The 17,268-nt window shown below is 62.7% G+C and carries 23 protein-coding genes; 16 read left to right on the top strand and 7 right to left on the bottom strand.

The features are described from left to right. Positions 1-35 precede the first annotated feature (35 nt). The 7 genes from CTB96_RS15155 to CTB96_RS15125 all read left to right on the top strand — a co-directional run bounded on the left by CTB96_RS15155 (position 36) and on the right by CTB96_RS15125 (position 4,453). A complete protein-coding gene (locus CTB96_RS15155) occupies positions 36-191 on the top strand; it encodes a hypothetical protein (protein WP_345788784.1) in 156 nt (51 codons plus the stop codon). Continuing rightward, positions 143-367 carry a DUF3105 domain-containing protein gene (locus CTB96_RS21035; RefSeq protein ID WP_110127665.1) on the top strand — a complete coding sequence of 75 codons (225 nt, stop codon included), beginning with the start codon at positions 143-145 and terminating at the stop codon, positions 365-367. Before CTB96_RS15155 ends, CTB96_RS21035 begins: the two co-directional genes overlap by 49 nt. 157 nt (positions 368-524) lie before the next feature. Next, a complete protein-coding gene (locus CTB96_RS20385) occupies positions 525-953 on the top strand; it encodes a hypothetical protein (protein WP_146215831.1) in 429 nt (142 codons plus the stop codon). A gap of 66 nt (positions 954-1,019) precedes the next feature. Next, a complete protein-coding gene (locus CTB96_RS15140; RefSeq protein ID WP_110127663.1) occupies positions 1,020-1,967 on the top strand; it encodes a cytochrome c biogenesis CcdA family protein in 948 nt (315 codons plus the stop codon). Then, entirely contained in the window at positions 1,967-2,662 is a 696-nt protein-coding gene (locus CTB96_RS15135; RefSeq protein WP_110127662.1) for a peroxiredoxin family protein, read from the top strand. The genes CTB96_RS15140 and CTB96_RS15135 overlap by 1 nt, the downstream gene beginning before the upstream one ends. Continuing rightward, positions 2,659-2,940 (top strand): glutaredoxin family protein, encoded by a 282-nt coding sequence (locus CTB96_RS15130; RefSeq protein WP_110127661.1) that lies wholly within the window; start codon positions 2,659-2,661, stop codon positions 2,938-2,940. The genes CTB96_RS15135 and CTB96_RS15130 overlap by 4 nt, the downstream gene beginning before the upstream one ends. A 10-nt stretch (positions 2,941-2,950) precedes the next feature. Further along, positions 2,951-4,453, top strand: a complete 1,503-nt coding sequence (locus CTB96_RS15125; RefSeq protein ID WP_110127660.1) for a multicopper oxidase family protein — start codon at positions 2,951-2,953, stop codon at positions 4,451-4,453. Between the two features lie 33 nt (positions 4,454-4,486). Here the strand turns inward: CTB96_RS15125 and CTB96_RS15120 are convergent, their stop codons facing one another. The 4 genes from CTB96_RS15120 to CTB96_RS15105 all read right to left on the bottom strand — a co-directional run bounded on the left by CTB96_RS15120 (position 4,487) and on the right by CTB96_RS15105 (position 7,189). Continuing rightward, positions 4,487-5,086 carry a recombinase family protein gene (locus CTB96_RS15120; protein WP_110127659.1) on the bottom strand — a complete coding sequence of 200 codons (600 nt, stop codon included), beginning with the start codon at positions 5,084-5,086 and terminating at the stop codon, positions 4,487-4,489. A 13-nt stretch (positions 5,087-5,099) separates the two neighbouring features. Further along, the gene (locus CTB96_RS15115; RefSeq protein WP_110127658.1) at positions 5,100-5,876 is read right to left on the bottom strand and encodes a M23 family metallopeptidase; all 777 of its coding nucleotides are present in this window, start codon (positions 5,874-5,876) and stop codon (positions 5,100-5,102) included. Positions 5,877-6,005: 129 nt separating this feature from the next. After that, positions 6,006-6,617 (bottom strand): DUF305 domain-containing protein, encoded by a 612-nt coding sequence (locus CTB96_RS15110; protein ID WP_110127657.1) that lies wholly within the window; start codon positions 6,615-6,617, stop codon positions 6,006-6,008. Between the two features lie 92 nt (positions 6,618-6,709). Next, a complete protein-coding gene (locus tag CTB96_RS15105; RefSeq protein ID WP_146215830.1) occupies positions 6,710-7,189 on the bottom strand; it encodes a hypothetical protein in 480 nt (159 codons plus the stop codon). Between the two features lie 339 nt (positions 7,190-7,528). Here CTB96_RS15105 and CTB96_RS15100 point away from each other — a divergent pair, with 339 nt between their 5' ends. The 7 genes from CTB96_RS15100 (at position 7,529) to CTB96_RS15065 (ending at position 12,933) form a co-directional block, all read left to right on the top strand. Next, positions 7,529-8,209: a response regulator gene (locus tag CTB96_RS15100; RefSeq protein ID WP_345788783.1), complete on the top strand. Its 681-nt coding sequence runs from the start codon at positions 7,529-7,531 to the stop codon at positions 8,207-8,209. 140 nt (positions 8,210-8,349) lie between these two features. Further along, positions 8,350-9,339, top strand: a complete 990-nt coding sequence (locus CTB96_RS15095; protein ID WP_248283395.1) for a HAMP domain-containing sensor histidine kinase — start codon at positions 8,350-8,352, stop codon at positions 9,337-9,339. A 54-nt stretch (positions 9,340-9,393) separates the two neighbouring features. Further along, complete coding sequence (locus tag CTB96_RS15090) at positions 9,394-9,849, top strand: ArsR/SmtB family transcription factor (protein WP_110127653.1); 456 nt, start codon at positions 9,394-9,396, stop codon at positions 9,847-9,849. Further along, positions 9,750-10,778 carry a cation diffusion facilitator family transporter gene (locus tag CTB96_RS15085; RefSeq protein ID WP_110127652.1) on the top strand — a complete coding sequence of 343 codons (1,029 nt, stop codon included), beginning with the start codon at positions 9,750-9,752 and terminating at the stop codon, positions 10,776-10,778. Before CTB96_RS15090 ends, CTB96_RS15085 begins: the two co-directional genes overlap by 100 nt. Positions 10,779-11,116: 338 nt before the next feature. After that, a complete protein-coding gene (locus CTB96_RS15075) occupies positions 11,117-11,533 on the top strand; it encodes an arsenate-mycothiol transferase ArsC (protein ID WP_110127650.1) in 417 nt (138 codons plus the stop codon). A 398-nt stretch (positions 11,534-11,931) separates the two neighbouring features. Continuing rightward, positions 11,932-12,339, top strand: a complete 408-nt coding sequence (locus CTB96_RS15070; RefSeq protein ID WP_110127649.1) for an SRPBCC family protein — start codon at positions 11,932-11,934, stop codon at positions 12,337-12,339. Positions 12,340-12,447: 108 nt separating this feature from the next. Next, positions 12,448-12,933, top strand: a complete 486-nt coding sequence (locus CTB96_RS15065; protein ID WP_248283394.1) for a YdeI/OmpD-associated family protein — start codon at positions 12,448-12,450, stop codon at positions 12,931-12,933. A gap of 74 nt (positions 12,934-13,007) precedes the next feature. Here CTB96_RS15065 and CTB96_RS20380 read toward each other — a convergent pair whose 3' ends face one another. Next, entirely contained in the window at positions 13,008-13,241 is a 234-nt protein-coding gene (locus tag CTB96_RS20380; protein WP_146215829.1) for a hypothetical protein, read from the bottom strand. Between the two features lie 356 nt (positions 13,242-13,597). Here CTB96_RS20380 and CTB96_RS15060 point away from each other — a divergent pair, with 356 nt between their 5' ends. Together CTB96_RS15060 and CTB96_RS20375 are read left to right on the top strand one after the other, a co-directional pair. Next, the gene (locus CTB96_RS15060) at positions 13,598-15,412 is read left to right on the top strand and encodes an APC family permease (protein ID WP_248283490.1); all 1,815 of its coding nucleotides are present in this window, start codon (positions 13,598-13,600) and stop codon (positions 15,410-15,412) included. A gap of 94 nt (positions 15,413-15,506) precedes the next feature. Continuing rightward, positions 15,507-16,091 (top strand): DUF6611 family protein, encoded by a 585-nt coding sequence (locus tag CTB96_RS20375; RefSeq protein ID WP_146215828.1) that lies wholly within the window; start codon positions 15,507-15,509, stop codon positions 16,089-16,091. Positions 16,092-16,130: 39 nt separating this feature from the next. On the opposite strand, the gene CTB96_RS15050 is transcribed toward CTB96_RS20375, so the two are convergent. Both CTB96_RS15050 and CTB96_RS15045 read right to left on the bottom strand, forming a co-directional pair. Continuing rightward, positions 16,131-16,697 carry a hypothetical protein gene (locus CTB96_RS15050; protein WP_110127645.1) on the bottom strand — a complete coding sequence of 189 codons (567 nt, stop codon included), beginning with the start codon at positions 16,695-16,697 and terminating at the stop codon, positions 16,131-16,133. Next, positions 16,694-17,176, bottom strand: coding sequence for a hypothetical protein (locus CTB96_RS15045; protein ID WP_146215827.1), 483 nt, complete (start codon positions 17,174-17,176; stop codon positions 16,694-16,696). The genes CTB96_RS15050 and CTB96_RS15045 overlap by 4 nt, the downstream gene beginning before the upstream one ends. Positions 17,177-17,268 lie beyond the last annotated feature (92 nt).

Genomic DNA, 17,268 nt, shown 5'->3' with positions numbered 1-17,268 from the left:
CGCTTTCATTCGCAGTTTGAGTAAAGCATTCGGGGGTGATGGCTGAAGCTGACGAACTAACGGAAATCAACGAGGCTTCCGCGGCGGTCGCGGTTGCACTCAGCCGCGAGTTGGGCGTCGAACCCGAGATCGTGAACGCACACTGCGGCGCGATCACCCTCGGCCACCACATCGGAGCGTCCGGAACCTGAATCGTCGGGTACCTCGCCCCTCGGCTGGCGACCGCCACTCGTATGAGATCTTGAGCCCGTATCCGGACCTGCCAGCACCGATCATCGCGACCGCGTGGGATAAGCGACTTCAAGTCCAAAGCGCCGCCGACCCGCGGCTGAGCGAATTCCTCTCCACCTATCTGCAGGGTGCATAAACCCCCGAACCCGGTGCTCCATTTTCTGGCGGAGTCCACGGCTGAGAGCTCCCTCGGAGATGAGGAGCATTCTTTATCGTTTCTTCGTCAAACCTGCACAGAGAGGCCCCGGTAGAGGGAACACAGTCATGACAAGACATTCCGGCAGGAGGAAGTAATGGTCGTGAATGCGTGGCCGATTCTCGCCGGAATTTGTGTGGTGTTCGTCATTCTCGGGGTGTGGGCGATCGCTCAGATCTTCCCCGTGAATAGCCGGGGGACTGACACACCACCGGAGGACGCAGTCCACCCAACCAAACCCCCAGAAAAGAGAAGGTCCATGAACGGGCACAACCACGGCGGCAAGTCTCATCTCATCGGCATGATCGTGATCGGTGTCGTCATCCTCGGCGGGCTGCTTGTGGCCGGCAGGTCGATCGGTGAGGCGCTGCCCATCGCAGCGGTCCTCGCGTGCCCCGTGATGATGATCGGAATGATGTTCCTGATGATGCGCGGCAAGACCAAGAACCCAGATGCCCCGCAGGAATCCCACATGCACGGCGACACAGCCTCTGACGAAACCGCAAAAACCACGACCCAGGCGTGACCCCCGGGCGTTCGCCACGTCCCCACGGCACGGCGGTGAGCCCGTGCATTCTTGAAGGAGCACTACATGGAGCAGGTCCTGCTCTCCACAACGATTCTCGCCTCGTTCTTAGGCGGTATCGTCGCCCTATTGGCCCCGTGTTGCGTGTCGGTGATGTTGCCGGCGTTCTTCGCATCCAGCTTCCGCCGTCGCGGCCAGGTCCTGGGAATGACACTGGTCTTCGCAGCCGGTGTCGGCACGATCATCCTGCCCATAGCGTTGGGCGCCGCGATCGTGAGCCGAGCCCTGGCGCAGTACCACTTCTGGATATTCAGCGTGGTGGGAATTGCCATGGTCGTTGTGGGTGTCGCCACGTTGATGGGGTGGAAGTTAATGCTCCCTATGCCGTCGGGGAAGAGTTCCGGCTCCGGCATCGGCTCCGTGTACGGCTTGGGCGTCTTCTCTGGGGCGGCGAGTGCGTGTTGTGCACCGGTGCTGGCCGGAGTCGCGGCGATGTCGGGGGCAGCGTCGTCCATCTCTACCGCTGCGCTGGTGGGAATTGCTTACGTCTTCGGCATGGTAGCTCCGCTATGCGTCCTTGCGCTGGTGTGGGATCGGAAGGACTGGAGCAATAGCCGTCTGCTTACGGCGCGCACTGTCGCCCTGTGGCCCGGCGGGCGACGGCTGCCGCTGTCGAGCCTGCTGTCCGGCGGACTGATGCTCGGAATGGGCATCGTCACCATGATCATCGCGGTTCGCGGCATCGGCATGGCTCCCGACGGCTGGCAGGTGCGGGTCACCGCCTGGCTGAACCACGCAGCGGTGGTTATTCAGCAGTCCATCGGCTTCATCCCCGGCTGGCTCTCTGCGGTCGTGGTCTTCGCCGCCCTCACCACCCTGGTGTTGAAGGCGCTGCGCGCCCGACGCCCACAGGCCGGCTACACAGTTTCGGCGACAGAGCCAGATACGTCAGAACAGGTCGCGGCCGGTGCAACCACTCCGGCATGTCACGACAATGCAAAGGAAACGAAGTAATGGCACCACACAACAAGAAGTCGGCTGCAGCGATGCGGCCGCTGAGGAAGAACACCAACCGCCTCGCCGTGCTGATCGGTGCCGGCGTGGTCGTGGCCATTTTCGGCGCCTTCTTCCTCGTTCTCGCCCAGCAGCCCTCCGCGCCCGCCCAGACGGCCCAGTCTGCTCCTCTGGGCAGGAGCGCCGATGCTGCTGACTACGCGGTGGGATCTCCGGGAGTGGGCGAGATGGCCCCGGGGTTCGCGATGGAGTCCACAACGGGGGACACCGTGGATCTGAGCGACTACTCGGGCAAATCGGTGCTCCTGTACTTCCATGAGGGACTGGGCTGCCAGCCATGCTGGGACCAAATGCGTGACCTGGATGCCTCATCCGACCAGCTCACCGCCGCCGGAGTCGACGATGTGCTCACGATCACCAGCGGACCGGTAGACCTGATCGCGCAAAAAATGGACGACGACAGACTCGCCTCCGTCGCCCTGGCGGACACGAAGATGGACGTCATCAAGGAGTACGGTGCGAACGACTACGGCATGATGGGCGACTCCCGCGCCGGACACAGCTTCATCCTCGTCGGGCCTGACGGCACGATCCAGTGGCGCGCCGACTACGGCGGCGCGCCGGACTACACAATGTACGTTTCCATGACCGACCTGCTGGCCGACATGGAGGCTGCCGGGGTGAGCGGATCATGAGGATCACCGTCCTGACCCAGGAATCATGCCCATCCTGCGTGAACGCCAAGAAAACCTTGGCGCAGCTCAGCGACGAGTACCCCCTGGACATCGTGGAAATTCCATTGGCTTCAGCCGAAGGGCGTGAGCTTGCCAACCGGGTCGGCATCGTTTTCGCCCCGGGCATCTTGATCGACGGCGAGCTGTTCAGCTACGGCCGCCTGTCCGAAAAGAAACTACGCCGCCATCTCTCCAAGCTGGAGTGGCCCGCCACAGCGATGCCCGCGGGAAAGAACTGACGGAGCGACCATGGCCACCTATTTCACTCGGCGCACTCTTCTTGGCGCGACCCTGGCTGCGACGGCGACAGCGGTCCTTGCCTCCTGCACGACGGGGACCAGCGCTCGAAGTGGGGTCGACCGGATACTGTCAAGCGATCCTTTGGTCGCCCAGTACGAGTCGCGCCGTGCAGCCAACGGCGCCACCGTCACCCAGAACCTCACCGCCGGCACCTTCGACACCGTGGTCGCCGGGACCGCTCTGACCACGTGGGGATACAACGGGACGCTCAACGGGCCTCTCATCCGCGCCAAAACGGGAGACCTTCTGAACGTGCCGGTGACGAACACCCTGGCCGAGCCGACGAGCATCCACTGGCACGGCCTCGCCTTGCGAAACGACGCGGATGGTGTCCCAGATGTCACCCAAGAGGCCATAACTCCGGGCAGCGACTACGGATACCAATTCCTACTCAACCAACCCGGCACCTACTGGTACCACTCCCACGTGGACATGCAGCGAGAACGCGCCTTGTCGGGCGCGCTCATCATCGACGACCCCAATGAACCGATGGCCTACGACCAGGAATGGGTCATCCTCCTCGACGACTGGCTCGACGGACTCCCGGGCACCCCCGACGATGCGCTGAACGCTTTGGCCGACGGGTCGGGTATGAGTGGGATGGATTCGGGCATGAGCGGAATGGGCTCGCGCTTCACCAGCTCATACTTGGGCGGTGACGCGGGCGACGTGCCATTCCCCGTCCATCTGTTCAACGGCCAGGCTTCGGAAAAGGCCGACGTGTTCGACAGCCGACCGGGTAATCGGATTCGTTTGCGTATCATCAACGCGGCTGGCGACACCGCCTACAGGGTAGGTATCCCCGGGCAGAAGCTCACCCTCACCCACACCGACGGCTTTCCCGTCCAGCACCAGCAGGTGGATGCAGTGGTCCTTGGAATGGGCGAACGCATCGATGCGCTCGTCACCGTCGTCGATGGCTACACCCCGGTTCTGGCTCTCCCCGAAGGCAAGGACGGAAGCGCCTACGGGCTCATCCGGACAGGCTCTGGTACCCCACCCTCGCCGGATCAAATATCGTCCATTCTGACGGGTGACGTCACCGACGGCGGTCAGTTGCGAGCCGATGAATCCGTCCGCCTCCCGTCCCGCACGCCGACGCGGCGACACGAGATGCGACTCACGGGAGGGATGCACTCCTACGACTGGAGTATCAACGGGCGCACGTTCAAAATGGACGACCCCTACGCTGATGCCTTCGATGTCAGCCTCAATGAGCGGGTGCAGATCACGATGATCAACGACACGATGATGTGGCATCCGATGCACGTTCACGGGCACAGCTTTCAGATCGCGAGCAACGGAGCGCGCAAGGACACCGTCATTGTCCGGCCCGGGAAAACGGTCACCGTCGAATTCGACGCGGACAATCCCGGCCAATGGTTGGTTCACTGCCACAACGCGTATCACGCTGCTCGCGGCATGATCGGCCTGGTCTCCTACGTGAGGTGACGTGAGACGGGCAACGGGCTCGCCTGCGAGACATCATTCCTCATCGCGCGCCAACTTGGGCTGTCCGTCCGGGTTGCTCAGGAGCGCGCGTTGCACGGTCACGGTGTCGACGCCGAGCGTGGTGGCGATCGTGTCAATCGTGGCGCCCCGTTCGCGCATATCGATGGCTACAGAGATCCTCTCGTTTGCCATATCTGTGGGGCGTGCGCCGTTGCGCCCATGCGCTCGAGCCGGTGCGGGGCCATCGCGCCGGTGCACCTGGATCGACTCAGTACGAAGCTGAGCGAAGACGGCGACTATGCCGAAGAGGGCCCGGCCTGAGGGGACGGTCGTATCGATCGCCGGTTCCGCCAGCGAACGAAGTCCGATGCCGCGTTCGCCGAGCTCATGAAGGAGCGCAATCAAACGATCGTCACGACCCAACCGATCCAACTGGCTCAGCTGGCAAACCAACAAAAGGTCACCTGCCCGCAGGTAATCCAGGCAGGCGGAGAACTGCGGCAGCGACGCCTTATTCCTCGACTCGCCGTGGTCCACAAACACGCGCTCGGCGCCGGCCGAGGTCAACGCGATTTCTCGCTCATCAACTCTCTTCTTGCGCGTTTCAACACGCGCGTATCCGATGACGGTCATCGCAGCCTGCCTGTCATGATGTGCTCACCTTTTCTGTCAGCCAGGCGTACGGGTCCGTGGGGGTGATGCCGTTCAGGAGGATCTCGAAGTGAAGGTGTGGGCCGGTGCTTTGGCCAGTGTTGCCAACGTTTCCCACTAGCTGGCCGACGAGGACGGGGTCACCGACGGCAAGTGCCAGAGTGCCTTCCGTCATGTGGGCGTACAGGCTGCTGACGAGACGCCCGTCGATCATGTGGTCGATGATCGCGTAGACACCCAGTCCGCTTTTGTCAGTTCTCGAGACTTCTCTAACGACGCCATTCGCGACCGCTTGGATGGGAGTATTCACGCCCGGGTTCATATCGATGCCCTTATGAAAGCTGGAGCATCCATCGCACGGGGGAATCCGAGGGCCAAAGTCAGTGGTGATGGGTACTCCGACAAGAAAGGGCCACTGAATTGCAGAGCCGAGACGGTTCACGTAGGTATTTGCGGTCTGGGAGTAGACGCCCGGGAGCGAGTCCTCAGTCCGCAGCGTCTCCTGGATGGCTTGGGACGTGTACGTGTCCTGGGCGACGGCGATGGTTCCGTTTCCCGACGCCGTCAAGCTTTGTACTTCCACATCCGATCGCTCAGTGGGCAAGGCGAGGGTCTGGGCGTTGGGGTTCACGGCAAGGGCTGGGACCGAAACGCTGACGGCGAGGAGGGTAGCGAACGCTAAGGCGGCAGCGGAAGAAAGCCGGCGGCTGAGGTGCGGGTGTTTTTCGGCCAGGCGCAGTTGTCTGCGGGAAAGTTCGGGTGATGCGGTCATGAGGAGGTGGTCCTTGCGATCACGTTGGCGCGCCCCATCGGCGCCTCAGGGAGGCGAGGAGATGATGTCCGAGTTGGGCACGCCGCGGAGCGGGGCCGCGATGCGCGGCCCCGATCCTGGTGGGGAGTTCTAGAGTGTGGCGAGGATGTCGTTCATGACATCAATCTCAGCGGTCTGGCTCTCCACGATGTTCGTGGCCATGTCCACCGCGCCCAGGAATTGTCCCTGATCGATCTCGGTCTGCGCCATCGCGATGGCACCCTGGTGATGAACGATCATCTGTTCGAGGAAGAGCTTCCCAGCGTCCTCTGAGGAAGCGGACTTGAGGGCGTTCATGTCGTCATCGGACATCATGCCATCCGTGCCGTGATCCATCTCGGACATATCCATCTCGCTGGAGCTGGTGTCATCCATGCCCCATGCTGTCAGCCACGATTCGAGCTGCGTGATTTCGGGCTCCTGGGCGGCCTTGATCTCGGTGGCCAGATCCACGATGCGCGGGTCGATGCCGTCCTTCGCAAGGAGGTCGTCGCTCATTTCAACGGCCTGTTCGTGGTGGGGGATCATCATCTGGGCGAACTCAACGTCCGCGTCGGCGAAATCAACCGAGGAGGCGGAGGAATCGGGGGAGCTGGGGGCGGCGGATGAACCGGTATCGGTGGTTCCGCCGGCGCAGGCGCTGAGGGTGAGTGCTGTGGCGATGGCCGCGGCAGTGAGGAGATAGGTACGTGGCTTGGGCATTGTTATTCCATTCAGAGTCAGGCGTAAGAAACCGGTTCGCCGTACGGCGTCGTAAAGGCAGGCGTCAAGTGACGCGAAAGCCAATGCCGGTTCTAGGTGCGACTGATGGAAAGAACGACCAAGCTAGGCCGGAAAAGATGAAGCGCAGGGCCATGGAAGACAGAGACGACGCGCCCGCCAGCCTCGAGCAAGCGCCGAAACGTGGCCGGGGAACGGGCGAGAATGATGAGAGCCGCCAGGACCAGCAGGATGGCGCAGGTCATCGCCCACATGGCGCATTCGAGCATGCAGTCGGCGCAACCCAACAACCCGACCTCGGCGTGCGCCACTAGTGGGATCATCGCCGCTGTCGCCGCGACCGCAACGTCAGCTCCGAAGTCAGCGCCACTCGGGATGGTGTCGGAATGTGCGTTGGACTCGGCTGCGCCCGACGCTACGCCGTGCTCGCCGGTCATGGAGTGCATGGCCAGGATGCCCAGCAGCATGGTTGCCAGGACCAGAACGGCCGTAAACACGTGTGCGACAGAGGGCCTGTGGCGACGGTTAGCTGCGGAATTGCCGTGCGGGTTCATGTCACCTCCGGGGTCGATCAGGCCATGTTGCGAACGTGGATACCCGAAAACCGTATCGGCACTTGACAAAGTTCAGCTGAGAATGGCGCGGATGAAGGTCAGCAGATCACGACCGAGTCAGCGTTTGCTGGATGTGCATAGATGGATTCTCCTGGCATTGGCGACAAGCCCCGCGGTGGACGAAATCCACTGAATGAGCTTTTTGACAAAGATTGACTGGGGATATGGGCTGCAGCCGGTCATGAGAGCGCTCCGGGATGAACCCGGAGGGACAATGAGACCATGATGTCAACGACCTTCAGGCCACAGACCACTGCGGAGCCCCGTCCGCGAGTCTTGGTGGTCGACGACGAGGTACCGCTGCTCGAGTTGGTGGCCGGCTACTTGGAGCGAGATGGGTTCGACGTTGAAACGGCGGCCGACGGCCAGTCCGCAGTGGCGAAGGCACGAGATTGGACCCCCGCCATCATCATTCTCGACCTGGGCCTGCCGGGGATGGATGGCATTGAGGTTTGTCGTACCGTGCGCACCTTCACGGATTGCTACATCATCATGCTGACCGCGCGGGTCGAGGAGATCGACAAACTCGTCGGCCTTTCAGTCGGAGCAGATGACTATCTGACCAAACCATTCAGCCCGCGAGAACTTGTGGCTCGAGTGCGCGCTATGCTCCGCCGACCGCGTCCCAGCGAACAAGCCGCCGCGCTCGGCACACCGCCTCTTGTCTTTGGCTCCCTTCACATCAACGTCGCCGGCCGCGAAGTTCACCGAAGCGGTGAGACCGTGGACCTGACCCGCACCGAGTTCGAGGTGCTGGTGGCGCTGGCCGGCCAACCTCGAATTGTCTTCTCGCGGCAGCAACTGATTGATGCCGTATGGGGAGACGGCTGGATGAGCGATCCGCATTTGGTGGACGTGCATATCGGGCATGTGCGGCGCAAGATCGGTGATGATCCGTCGTCACCGGTCTTCATCCGGACAGTGCGCGGGGTCGGCTACCAAATGGGCGTCGGAGCGTGAGCAAATCACGCACTCGGGTCCCTGGCCCGAGGGACCTGAGCGCTCGCCTGCTCGGCGCCATCCTCGTCGTTGTACTTGTCGGAGTCGCAACTGCTTGGGTCGTCGTCGCAGGGATCGGCCCGGCCATATTCCACGTTCACATGATGGGCATGGGTGGTTCGGGGGCTGACTCAACGGTGCATGCCGAGGAGGCATTCCGAACGGCATCCATGCTTTCCCTTGCCGTGGCCCTCTTCGCTGCTCTGGCGGCGTCAGTCGGGGTGAGCCTGTTCCTCTCCCGCCGGATCACACGATCCCTGGCACCCGTCACTGAAGCGGCTGGCCGGGTGGCTGACGGCGACTACACCGCGCGCATCCCCGCTGTAGGCCTGGGCAGTGAGTTCGACGACCTCACGTCGGCCTTCAACTCGATGGCCACCGATCTGGGCCGGATCGAAGCGACCAGAACGAGGATGCTGGGCGACCTGGCACACGAAATGCGTACCCCAATCACCACCATCGGCGCCTACCTTGAGGCCATCGCCGATGGCGTCCAAGAAGCGGATCCGGCAACCCTCACGATGCTGGGGGACCAGGTCACCCGTCTGGCGCGGCTTAGCGAGGACGTCGCCATCGTGACGACGGCAGAGGAAGGCCGACTCACTATGCACCGACGACGCCTGCCCGTTGCCCAGGTAGTCGCGGATGCTGTAGCCCAGGCGACGGCGCAATACGCTGCCCAGAACGTCACGCTGACGGTCACCATGTCCGCAGACGCCCGGGCCGCTGCTGTCAGCGGGGACAGCGATCGCATCGGTCAGGTCCTGACAAATCTCCTCGACAACGCAGTTCGACACACCCCGCCCGGGCGCGAGGTGGAGATATCCGCCGCGGTAGTCGGCGGCAGGGCGGCGATAGCCGTGTCCGACGAGGGGGATGGAATTCCGCACGACCACATTTCGCATGTCTTCGAGCGTTTCTACCGAGTGGACGCCAGCCGTGATCGCGCTCACGGCGGGTCGGGAGTAGGCCTGGCGATTGCCAAGTCCATCACCGAGGCCCACGGTGGAAGCATCCGAGCAGAGAGTGCCGGTGTCGGCCGAGGCGCGACCTTCACCGTTGAGTTTCCGTTGCTCAGCGATTCGCACTGATGGCGCGGGTCACTGCGACTACGCGATGTCGCGGTTTAATGTAAGAATCTGCGTATGGATGCAGATAAGCCAGTATGCGGACGTGAGCCCGACAGCCAGTACGTCGAATTGGCAGTCGAGGTCTTCGCGATGCTCGCGGATGCCACCCGGATCCGCATTATTCTCGCTCTGCGCGACGGTGAACTCTCGGTCAACAGCCTGGCCGAGCTACTGGAGAAGTCGCCGTCGTCCGTGTCGCAGCATCTGGCCAAGCTTCGCCTGTCACGATTCGTGACCAGCCGGCAGGAGGGGACGAAGGTGTTCTACAGCCTGGCCAATGAGCATGCGCGGCAGCTGGTGTCCGACGCGATCTTCCAAGCCGAGCACTCGCTGAGCTCGAACCCACGCCATCATCACGCGGAGGCCGGGGCATGCGTTCAGCCAGCAGACACCATCTGCACGAGCACGAGCACGAGCACGAGCACGAGCACGGTGGCGAAGGGCACACTCACTCCCACCCCACTGGGTTGACGGGGTTTTTCTACGGACTGTTCGTGCCACACAGTCATGACGCCGCCGAGTCGATCGACGATGCTCTCGAGGCGAGCAAGGAGGGTGTGCGGGCGCTGAAGATTAGCCTCGTCGTGCTGCTCGGCACCACCGTGTTGCAGCTGGGGGTTGTGCTCATCAGCGGGTCCGTCGCCCTCCTGGCGGACACCATCCATAACTTCTCTGACGCCCTCACCGCCGTACCGCTCTGGGTCGCCTTTATCCTCGGCCGCCGCGCCGCATCCCGCCGGTACACCTTCGGGTTAGGCCGGGCCGAGGATCTCGCCGGCCTCTTCATCGTCATTATCGTTGCTCTCTCGGCGGTCGTCGCGGCGTGGCAGTCGATCGCGCGACTCCTGGATCCACATCCGCTTGAAAACCCCTGGTGGGTCGTGGCTGCAGGCGTCATCGGCTTCGCTGGGAACGAGGCCGTCGCGGTGTACCGCATCAGTGTGGGTCAGCGCATCGGGTCGGCTGCAATGGTTGCCGACGGAGTCCACGCCCGCACCGACGGCTTCACGTCCCTCGCGGTGGTCGCGGGCGCAATTGGCGCCATGCTTGGATTCCCGTTGGCCGACCCGATCGTCGGCATTCTCATCTCCGGCGCAATCATCGTGCTCCTGTGGGGCACGGTGAAAAGCATCGGACGACGGCTGATGGACGGCATCGAGCCCGATCTCGTCGACCGCGCGAATGCCGCTCTGCTCACGGTGCCCGGCATCACAACAGTCGACCGTCTGCAGCTGCGCTGGGTCGGCCACCGCCTCCAGGGAACCGCGGTCGTCTCAATCGTCGCGGCCACGACGGCGGAGGCGGCCACGGTAGTGAACGAAGCACACCGCGTCGTGAACCAAGCGTTGCCAAACCTCGACGACTTCCTGATCGCTCAACATTCCCAAACTGGGCGGTGACGGCGAAAGATCTTGCCGTGATCCGGGGCGCCGCAGGAGAAGGGCTAAATGACGGCGTTCAGCCTATCTATTGCCGGTACTGACACATAAAATGAGATTCCTTTCGAGAGAGAAGCTCATGAAGATTAACAACGAGTCATATGGGGAATACACCGATTCCGAGTCTGCGGCCGGCTCGTCGGACGCAATTGTCAGCGAGACTCAGACCGAGGGCGAGTACACGGACAGTGATACTCCACACGATAATCCCGCGGACTCCGGCCGGGACTCGTCTTGACCCTGGTTGCCAGCGACCTCGCCGGCAGTCTCGAGATCAGTCAAGTGGAACGCGTTGCGTCATGACTGAGACTCGTATCCCCAGCGTTCTCTTCGTCTGCCAGAAGAACGGGGGGAAGTCACAGATGGCGGCGGCTCTTTTGCGTGCGGCAGCGGGGGACACCGTCACCGTGCACTCCGCGGGAACGAAGCCCGGGGCGGCGCTGAACGCACAGTCGGTGGAGTCTCTTGCCCAGCTGGGCGTCGATGTCGGCGATGAGCACCCGAAGCTCATCACGGCGGAGATGCTCGCCGCTGCAGACGTGGTCGTCGTCCTCGGTACCGAGGCCAAGGTCGATGAAGTACCGGGCACGACATTCGAGACGTGGATCACGGACGAACCGTATGAGCGTGGAATCCAGGGCATGGAGCGCATGCGCCTGGTCCGCGACGACATCCGTGCTCGGGTCGACGAGCTCCTCGCCCGCCTTCAGGGCTGAGCCTGCTCATACACCTCAGTTCGGACGAAGATGTCTTGGGGACATCATGCGTTGCGCTTGTCTCGCTAGCGAGCGATCTGCTCGATGCCCTCTCGGAACCCTGGATTTTTTGGAGCGTTCAGGCAGGCGTGAGTGGAATCGATGACGCCATGCGCGACCTCCACACCGGCAGCAATTTCTCTTGGCAGATATCGGGGACACTTTTGGAGCCGGTCCACGACATGCCGAATGCTTTCCTCGCTCGGTACCACCCGTCAACTATCCGTCGAACCGGCGGGCGCCGACCATAGTGAACGCAGGGACAATCTGGCTATTATTCGGTGACGATCTGTGGCTGGCCGATCTCTATTGGCTCAGCCTGCAAACAGGTATCGACCACCTCGTGAGAAGGACTGCACATGACCACCTACACCGCGACAACCAGCCTTCCTCAATCGCTTGATGACTCATTTGCCTTCATGGCTGACCCGCGCAACCTCCCCTATTACTTTCCCCGAATCACCTCCGCCGAGCTCGTCGGCCCCGAGCTGGTGCGCACGACCGCAGTCATCGACACGGACGGGGCTGATGACGACAACAGTGAACCGGTCACGGCTGACGCGTGGTTCCGATCGGACTCCGCCACTCACGAAATCTCCTGGGGATCGCCCGACAACGACCAGTACCACGGAAGACTCACTGCCGAAGCAGGCGACAATTCCACGCGCCTCAACCTCAGTATCACGTGCCCGGCCAGCTACCCGGGCATCCAAGACAGCCTCGACCAGGCGTTAATATCGATCGCAGCCAAGCTCGCCGAGGGTTAGGTCGGGGTGGTTTCTCCGACGACAGCACCGCGGGTACACCCGGAGACCCGCGCTGAGTGGCGCCGTTGGCTGCTCGCGCACCACGAAAGCGAACAGTCAGTGTGGTTGGTGTCTTGGAAGAAGGCCACGGGCAAACCCGCTGTCAGCTACGACGATGCCGTGTCGGAGGCCCTCTGCGTGGGCTGGGTAGACAGCAAACCCCAGAAGCTCGACGGTGAGCGAACAATGCTTTACTTTTCCGCCCGGAAACCGACGAGTGCGTGGTCACGGCCAAACAAGATCCGGGTGGAAGCTCTCCGTGCAGCAGGACTCATGCTGCCCGCCGGCGAAGCGGTAATCGCGCAGGCGATCAGCAACGGCTCCTGGGCATTACTGGATGATGTCGAAGACCTCATCGTTCCGCCCGACCTTGCCGAAGCCCTCGGCGAAAACCCTCCAGCCCGGGCGAACTGGGACCAGTTCCCACCGTCTGCTCGCCGAGGCATCCTTGAATGGATCATCCAAGCCAAACGACCCCAAACTCGAGCCACGAGAATCCTCGAGACCGCACAGCTCGCCTCCCAGAACCAACGCGCAGCCCAATGGAAAAGGTAACCGACAGTAGAGAGGGACATGATTGTTGGGGACATATCAGAGATATGTCGCAAACACTCTTTTTGAGTCCTGTCCTATGGTTCTGGTCTTTCACCGTTCGCGGTGGCTTCAATCCAGTCGGTCGCTTCGTCGGAAAGGTAGAAGCCGTTCACATCGCTCTCGCCAATCCATTTTGCGTCTAAGGCTATGACTTCACCTGTGGGGGTGCTTTGGCGAAGAATATCTGCCGAAACGACATCTCCGTTGTGTGCGATCAGTAGTTCATGTGTTAAGGAGTCCAGTGTGGACCACCACTCGCCGATGTCCATATCCTGACCATGCCATGGACTCAGCCTTCTTGCCAGCACAGAAGCCCAGCGGTGCAACAACTCACTGTGTGCGGCCGGTGCAGGGTTCCCGCCTCGGGGTTCTTGAGCGCGAGGCCTAACGGTTTGTGCGTATCGTCGCGTGCCCCTTGCCGGCGCCGGCCGATAGCCGCTTGGTCACTCGGTCACTTGGTCGCTCGGTCGTGTGTCGCGTGGCGTAATGTGTGCACGTGAACAAACCACATGCTTCTGCCACGAAACTGAAAACATGGCTTTTGCAGGACAGCGGTGACCGGCAGGGCAATCGTGTGGGTCCCCACGCCGCCACAGTGGAGAAAACACATTCCTGGTGGCGGGTGATGTGCCTGACGGGCGTCGACTATTTCTCGACCCTGGGATATCAGCCGGCGATCGCCGCCCTCGCCGCAGGTCTGCTGTCACCTATCGCGACGATCGTGTTGGTTGCCCTGACACTGCTGGGTGCCTTGCCCGTGTATCGGCGGGTCGCCGAAGAGAGCTTCCGGGGCTCCGGTTCGATCCAGATGCTGGAAAAGCTTCTGCCGTGGTGGTCGGGCAAAATCTTCGTGCTAGTGCTGCTCGGATTCGCCGCCACCGACTTCATGATCACCATCACCCTGTCGGCAGCGGATGCCACGGCGCACGCGATCGAGAATCCGTTCGCGCCGTCTTGGCTGCACGGACAGGAGGTGCTGGTCACTCTGTTTTTGGTCACGCTGCTGGGAATCGTGTTCCTCCGGGGCTTCAAGGAAGCCATCGGCATTGCTGTAGTGCTGGTCGCGGTCTACCTCCTCCTCAACCTGATCGTAATCGTGGTATCGATCGGGCACGTCACGTCGAACGCTGTGTTGATCACCGACTGGTGGGCAGCACTGACGGTGCAACACGGCAACCCACTTGTGATGGTGGGCATCGCTCTTCTCGTGTTCCCGAAACTGGCGTTGGGATTGTCTGGGTTTGAGACAGGCGTGGCGGTGATGCCTCAGGTGAAAGGCGGTGCCGCTGATACCGAAGACAACCCCGCGGGGCGGATCCGCGGGACGAAGAAGCTGCTCACCACCGCCGCGCTGATCATGAGCGGGTTCCTGATCACCTCGAGCATCGTCACAACCCTGTTGATTCCGCAGGAGGCGTTCCAGCCCGGCGGGCCGGCCAATGGGCGCGCGTTGGCGTACCTCGCCCACGAATACCTGGGCAACGTCTTCGGTTCCGTCTATGACATCAGCACTATCTGCATCCTGTGGTTCGCGGGCGCATCGGCGATGGCCGGGCTGCTCAACCTCGTGCCGCGGTATCTGCCGCGGTATGGCATGGCCCCGCAGTGGGCCCGTGCGGTGCGACCGCTTGTGCTGGTTTTCGTGGGGATCGCCTTCGTGATCACGATCGCGTTCCAGGCCAGCGTCGACGCCCAGGGCGGCGCCTACGCGACCGGGGTCCTGGTGCTGATGACGTCCGCATCCGTTGCGGTGACGCTCTCCGCACGCCGGAAGCAGCAGCGCTGGCAAACTCTCGGCTTCGCAGCCATCGCGGTGATCCTGGTCTACACCACTGTTGTCAACATTGTCGAACGCCCAGACGGTGTGCGCATCGCCGCCCTGTTCATCGTGGGCATCATGGTGGTCTCCCTCGTGTCCAGGGTGCGGCGTTCCTTCGAGCTCCGGGCAACATCGGTCATCTTGGACCCGACCGCACTCGACTTCGTCACCGGGGACGCCGAAGACTACGACGTAATCCGAATCATCTCCCACGAGCCAGACGACGACACCGAGGTCGAATACCGCAACAAGAGCCGGGACGAACGCCGGTTCGGCAACATCCCACCGGGCTCACCCATCATCTTCCTCGAAGTGCTCCCGTCTGACTCATCTGATTTCGAGGAGGACCTTGTCGTGCACGGCGTTGCGAAGCACGGGTATCGCGTTCTCCAGGTCACCAGTGGCAACGTTCCGAACACGATCGCCGCGGTGCTGCTGGAGATCCGCGATCAGACCGGCCTGATCCCAGAGATCTATTTCGAATGGACCCAGGGCAATCCACTCGCCAATATGTTCAAGTTCCTCTTCACCGGCCTCGGCGAAATTGCCCCCGTGACCAGAGAGGTGCTTCGCGAATCCGAGCCCAACGCCAAACGACGACCACACGTTCACGTCAGCTGAAGCCGTCACACCCCATCGGCGCGAACTCGCGGCGTAGGAAAAGCGTATAAATCACCGGATCCTGCGCATGCGTTCCGTATAGATCTTCCAAGCGGTGAGGCGCTGGGAGGACGCTGATGAGGTGAATAATGCGCGAACGATCAGTTCGGGAATCTTGCTCAACCGGTGGCTCTCCCCGGTCGTTGATGGGCGGTGCCGGTGGGGAAGTTACACCGTCGCGGTCGGCCGATACGGCAGCGTCGGTTACCGGCTTGTCGTGTACCCGCCGGGAATATCGGCGCAGCAACGACGCCGAGTTCGGCTCTGTCGCGGCTGGACGATCCTGGGGCTCGTGGGCGTGCTGGGCGTGTTCGTAGCGATGGCGGAGGGTGGCGCCTCGAGACTGGTCATCGTGATCGGCTGCGTCGCGTTTTATGCTCTCGGGGCTGTCGTCGTGGCCCGTGCTGCAGGTCCGGTGCGGAAACAGGTCCTTGAGCTGACGGCGGCCAGATCCACCCTTGTGCCCGACACCTGGCGCGGCGGCGAGTGCAGATACCTGGCCTCGCTGGCCGCGACTTTGGCGGCCGCGGACCAGGCGCTGCAGCTAGGCCGGTCCACGCCGGCGGAACACGAGATGGTCTGGTCGGCTGTCTACTCAGACGCCGAGGAACACATGGACGCGGCCCGGACCACCCCGTAGCCGCCAGCTCCGGGAGGCCCGGAGCTGGCGGCTACGGAATCAGCAGTATGCGGCGGCCGCCGAGAGCTGAATTGGTTGTTCAGCCACGTCCCGCCACGGTAGTGCCAGATAGGGGTCGAGCGGGCCGAGCGAAGCGCGCTGATCGATGCGTTCCGCGAGCAGCCCGGGTTGGGCGCAGTCGGCGACCAGCAGCACCGTCACGGTCACATAGGCCCCGCAGACCCGTTCCAGATGAGCGTGAGCGTATTCCGCGAACCGGTCAGCAATGCCGAGCACCGCTGTTTCACGCAGGTGTGTGGGCTCCGCGACAACGAAGATGACGTGTTTGAGGTGGGGTAGCCACTCGCACAGTCGCTGGCTCGGCAGCAGTTCTCGTCGAAGCCGTGACTTCAGCCCGCGGCAGGTGAGTGCGGCATCCGCGCTGGCATCGACCCCCGTCGCCACTGCCCTGATGGCCCGGCGCCGAAAGGGCCGCCCCGGTTGAGCCGGGGTCGCGAGCACGTTCGGCAGCTGTGACAAAGGGCGAAGAGCAGTCATCGGGTCGCCCCGGAGGACGATCGTCGGCGCGGAGCGCGGCGGAATCTCCAGCTCGGCGCTGAGGTTCATTTCAAGCACGCGCGGGAGAACGGAAGATCGTCCGGTTCGTCTGGCCACTCCTCTACGCGATGGCCCGGGTAACGGCTGTGTCGACGGACGTCTCTGAGAGGGATGGCTCCTTCGCACGGTATGGCGATCAGATCACCGACCACCACATCGGCCGGCAGCCAAACCCACTGCATGTCCTCCACAGGCCGGGGCCGGAGCTGCACGCGCTTGAGGTGAGCGACGCCGCGGCGTCCGACAACGCGGGCTGCCGACAGAATGGGGCGGCAATGGTCCAGCTCGGCGTCGACCCACACGACCAGGCGCCGGTGTGAATCGGTGAAGCCGGTCTCCTCCACCCGGGTCAACAGAACGGTGATGAATCGTTCCGGCGTGCCGGCGTGCCGCTCCCCGGCGTCGGGAGCCGCGCCGATTCGTACCGCGGGAGTGCGGTCGTGGCTGGCGCGCACCAGGGAGACCCCGTTGATGATGAGGTCATCCATGGTGTGGACTGTGCCCGCCGGCCAGGAGCCGATGTCGGCAGGTCGATGCGTCAGGGGTGTCCTGGCCAGGATGCTGGACATGAGAGTCATGA

This window comes from Cryobacterium arcticum, from assembly GCF_003185895.1.
Taxonomy (GTDB): domain Bacteria; phylum Actinomycetota; class Actinomycetes; order Actinomycetales; family Microbacteriaceae; genus Cryobacterium; species Cryobacterium arcticum.
The sequence above is the reverse complement of the archived record's forward strand: the minus strand, read 5'-3'. Positions and strand labels throughout refer to the sequence as shown.

Excerpts from the sequence above, each read along its gene's own strand:
- CTB96_RS20385 (WP_146215831.1), top strand. The coding sequence starts at position 525 with ATGGTCGTGAATGCGTGGCCGATTCTCGCCGGAATTTGTGTGGTGTTC.
- CTB96_RS15140 (WP_110127663.1), top strand. The coding sequence starts at position 1,020 with ATGGAGCAGGTCCTGCTCTCCACAACGATTCTCGCCTCGTTCTTAGGC.
- CTB96_RS15135 (WP_110127662.1), top strand. The coding sequence starts at position 1,967 with ATGGCACCACACAACAAGAAGTCGGCTGCAGCGATGCGGCCGCTGAGG.
- CTB96_RS15130 (WP_110127661.1), top strand. The coding sequence starts at position 2,659 with ATGAGGATCACCGTCCTGACCCAGGAATCATGCCCATCCTGCGTGAAC.
- CTB96_RS15125 (WP_110127660.1), top strand. The coding sequence starts at position 2,951 with ATGGCCACCTATTTCACTCGGCGCACTCTTCTTGGCGCGACCCTGGCT.
- CTB96_RS15120 (WP_110127659.1), bottom strand. The coding sequence starts at position 5,086 with ATGACCGTCATCGGATACGCGCGTGTTGAAACGCGCAAGAAGAGAGTT.
- CTB96_RS15115 (WP_110127658.1), bottom strand. The coding sequence starts at position 5,876 with ATGACCGCATCACCCGAACTTTCCCGCAGACAACTGCGCCTGGCCGAA.
- CTB96_RS15110 (WP_110127657.1), bottom strand. The coding sequence starts at position 6,617 with ATGCCCAAGCCACGTACCTATCTCCTCACTGCCGCGGCCATCGCCACA.
- CTB96_RS15105 (WP_146215830.1), bottom strand. The coding sequence starts at position 7,189 with ATGAACCCGCACGGCAATTCCGCAGCTAACCGTCGCCACAGGCCCTCT.
- CTB96_RS15095 (WP_248283395.1), top strand. The coding sequence starts at position 8,350 with ATGATGGGCATGGGTGGTTCGGGGGCTGACTCAACGGTGCATGCCGAG.
- CTB96_RS15090 (WP_110127653.1), top strand. The coding sequence starts at position 9,394 with ATGGATGCAGATAAGCCAGTATGCGGACGTGAGCCCGACAGCCAGTAC.
- CTB96_RS15085 (WP_110127652.1), top strand. The coding sequence starts at position 9,750 with ATGCGTTCAGCCAGCAGACACCATCTGCACGAGCACGAGCACGAGCAC.
- CTB96_RS15075 (WP_110127650.1), top strand. The coding sequence starts at position 11,117 with ATGACTGAGACTCGTATCCCCAGCGTTCTCTTCGTCTGCCAGAAGAAC.
- CTB96_RS15070 (WP_110127649.1), top strand. The coding sequence starts at position 11,932 with ATGACCACCTACACCGCGACAACCAGCCTTCCTCAATCGCTTGATGAC.
- CTB96_RS20380 (WP_146215829.1), bottom strand. The coding sequence starts at position 13,241 with ATGGACATCGGCGAGTGGTGGTCCACACTGGACTCCTTAACACATGAA.
- CTB96_RS15060 (WP_248283490.1), top strand. The coding sequence starts at position 13,598 with ATGTGCCTGACGGGCGTCGACTATTTCTCGACCCTGGGATATCAGCCG.
- CTB96_RS15050 (WP_110127645.1), bottom strand. The coding sequence starts at position 16,697 with ATGAACCTCAGCGCCGAGCTGGAGATTCCGCCGCGCTCCGCGCCGACG.
- CTB96_RS15045 (WP_146215827.1), bottom strand. The coding sequence starts at position 17,176 with ATGGATGACCTCATCATCAACGGGGTCTCCCTGGTGCGCGCCAGCCAC.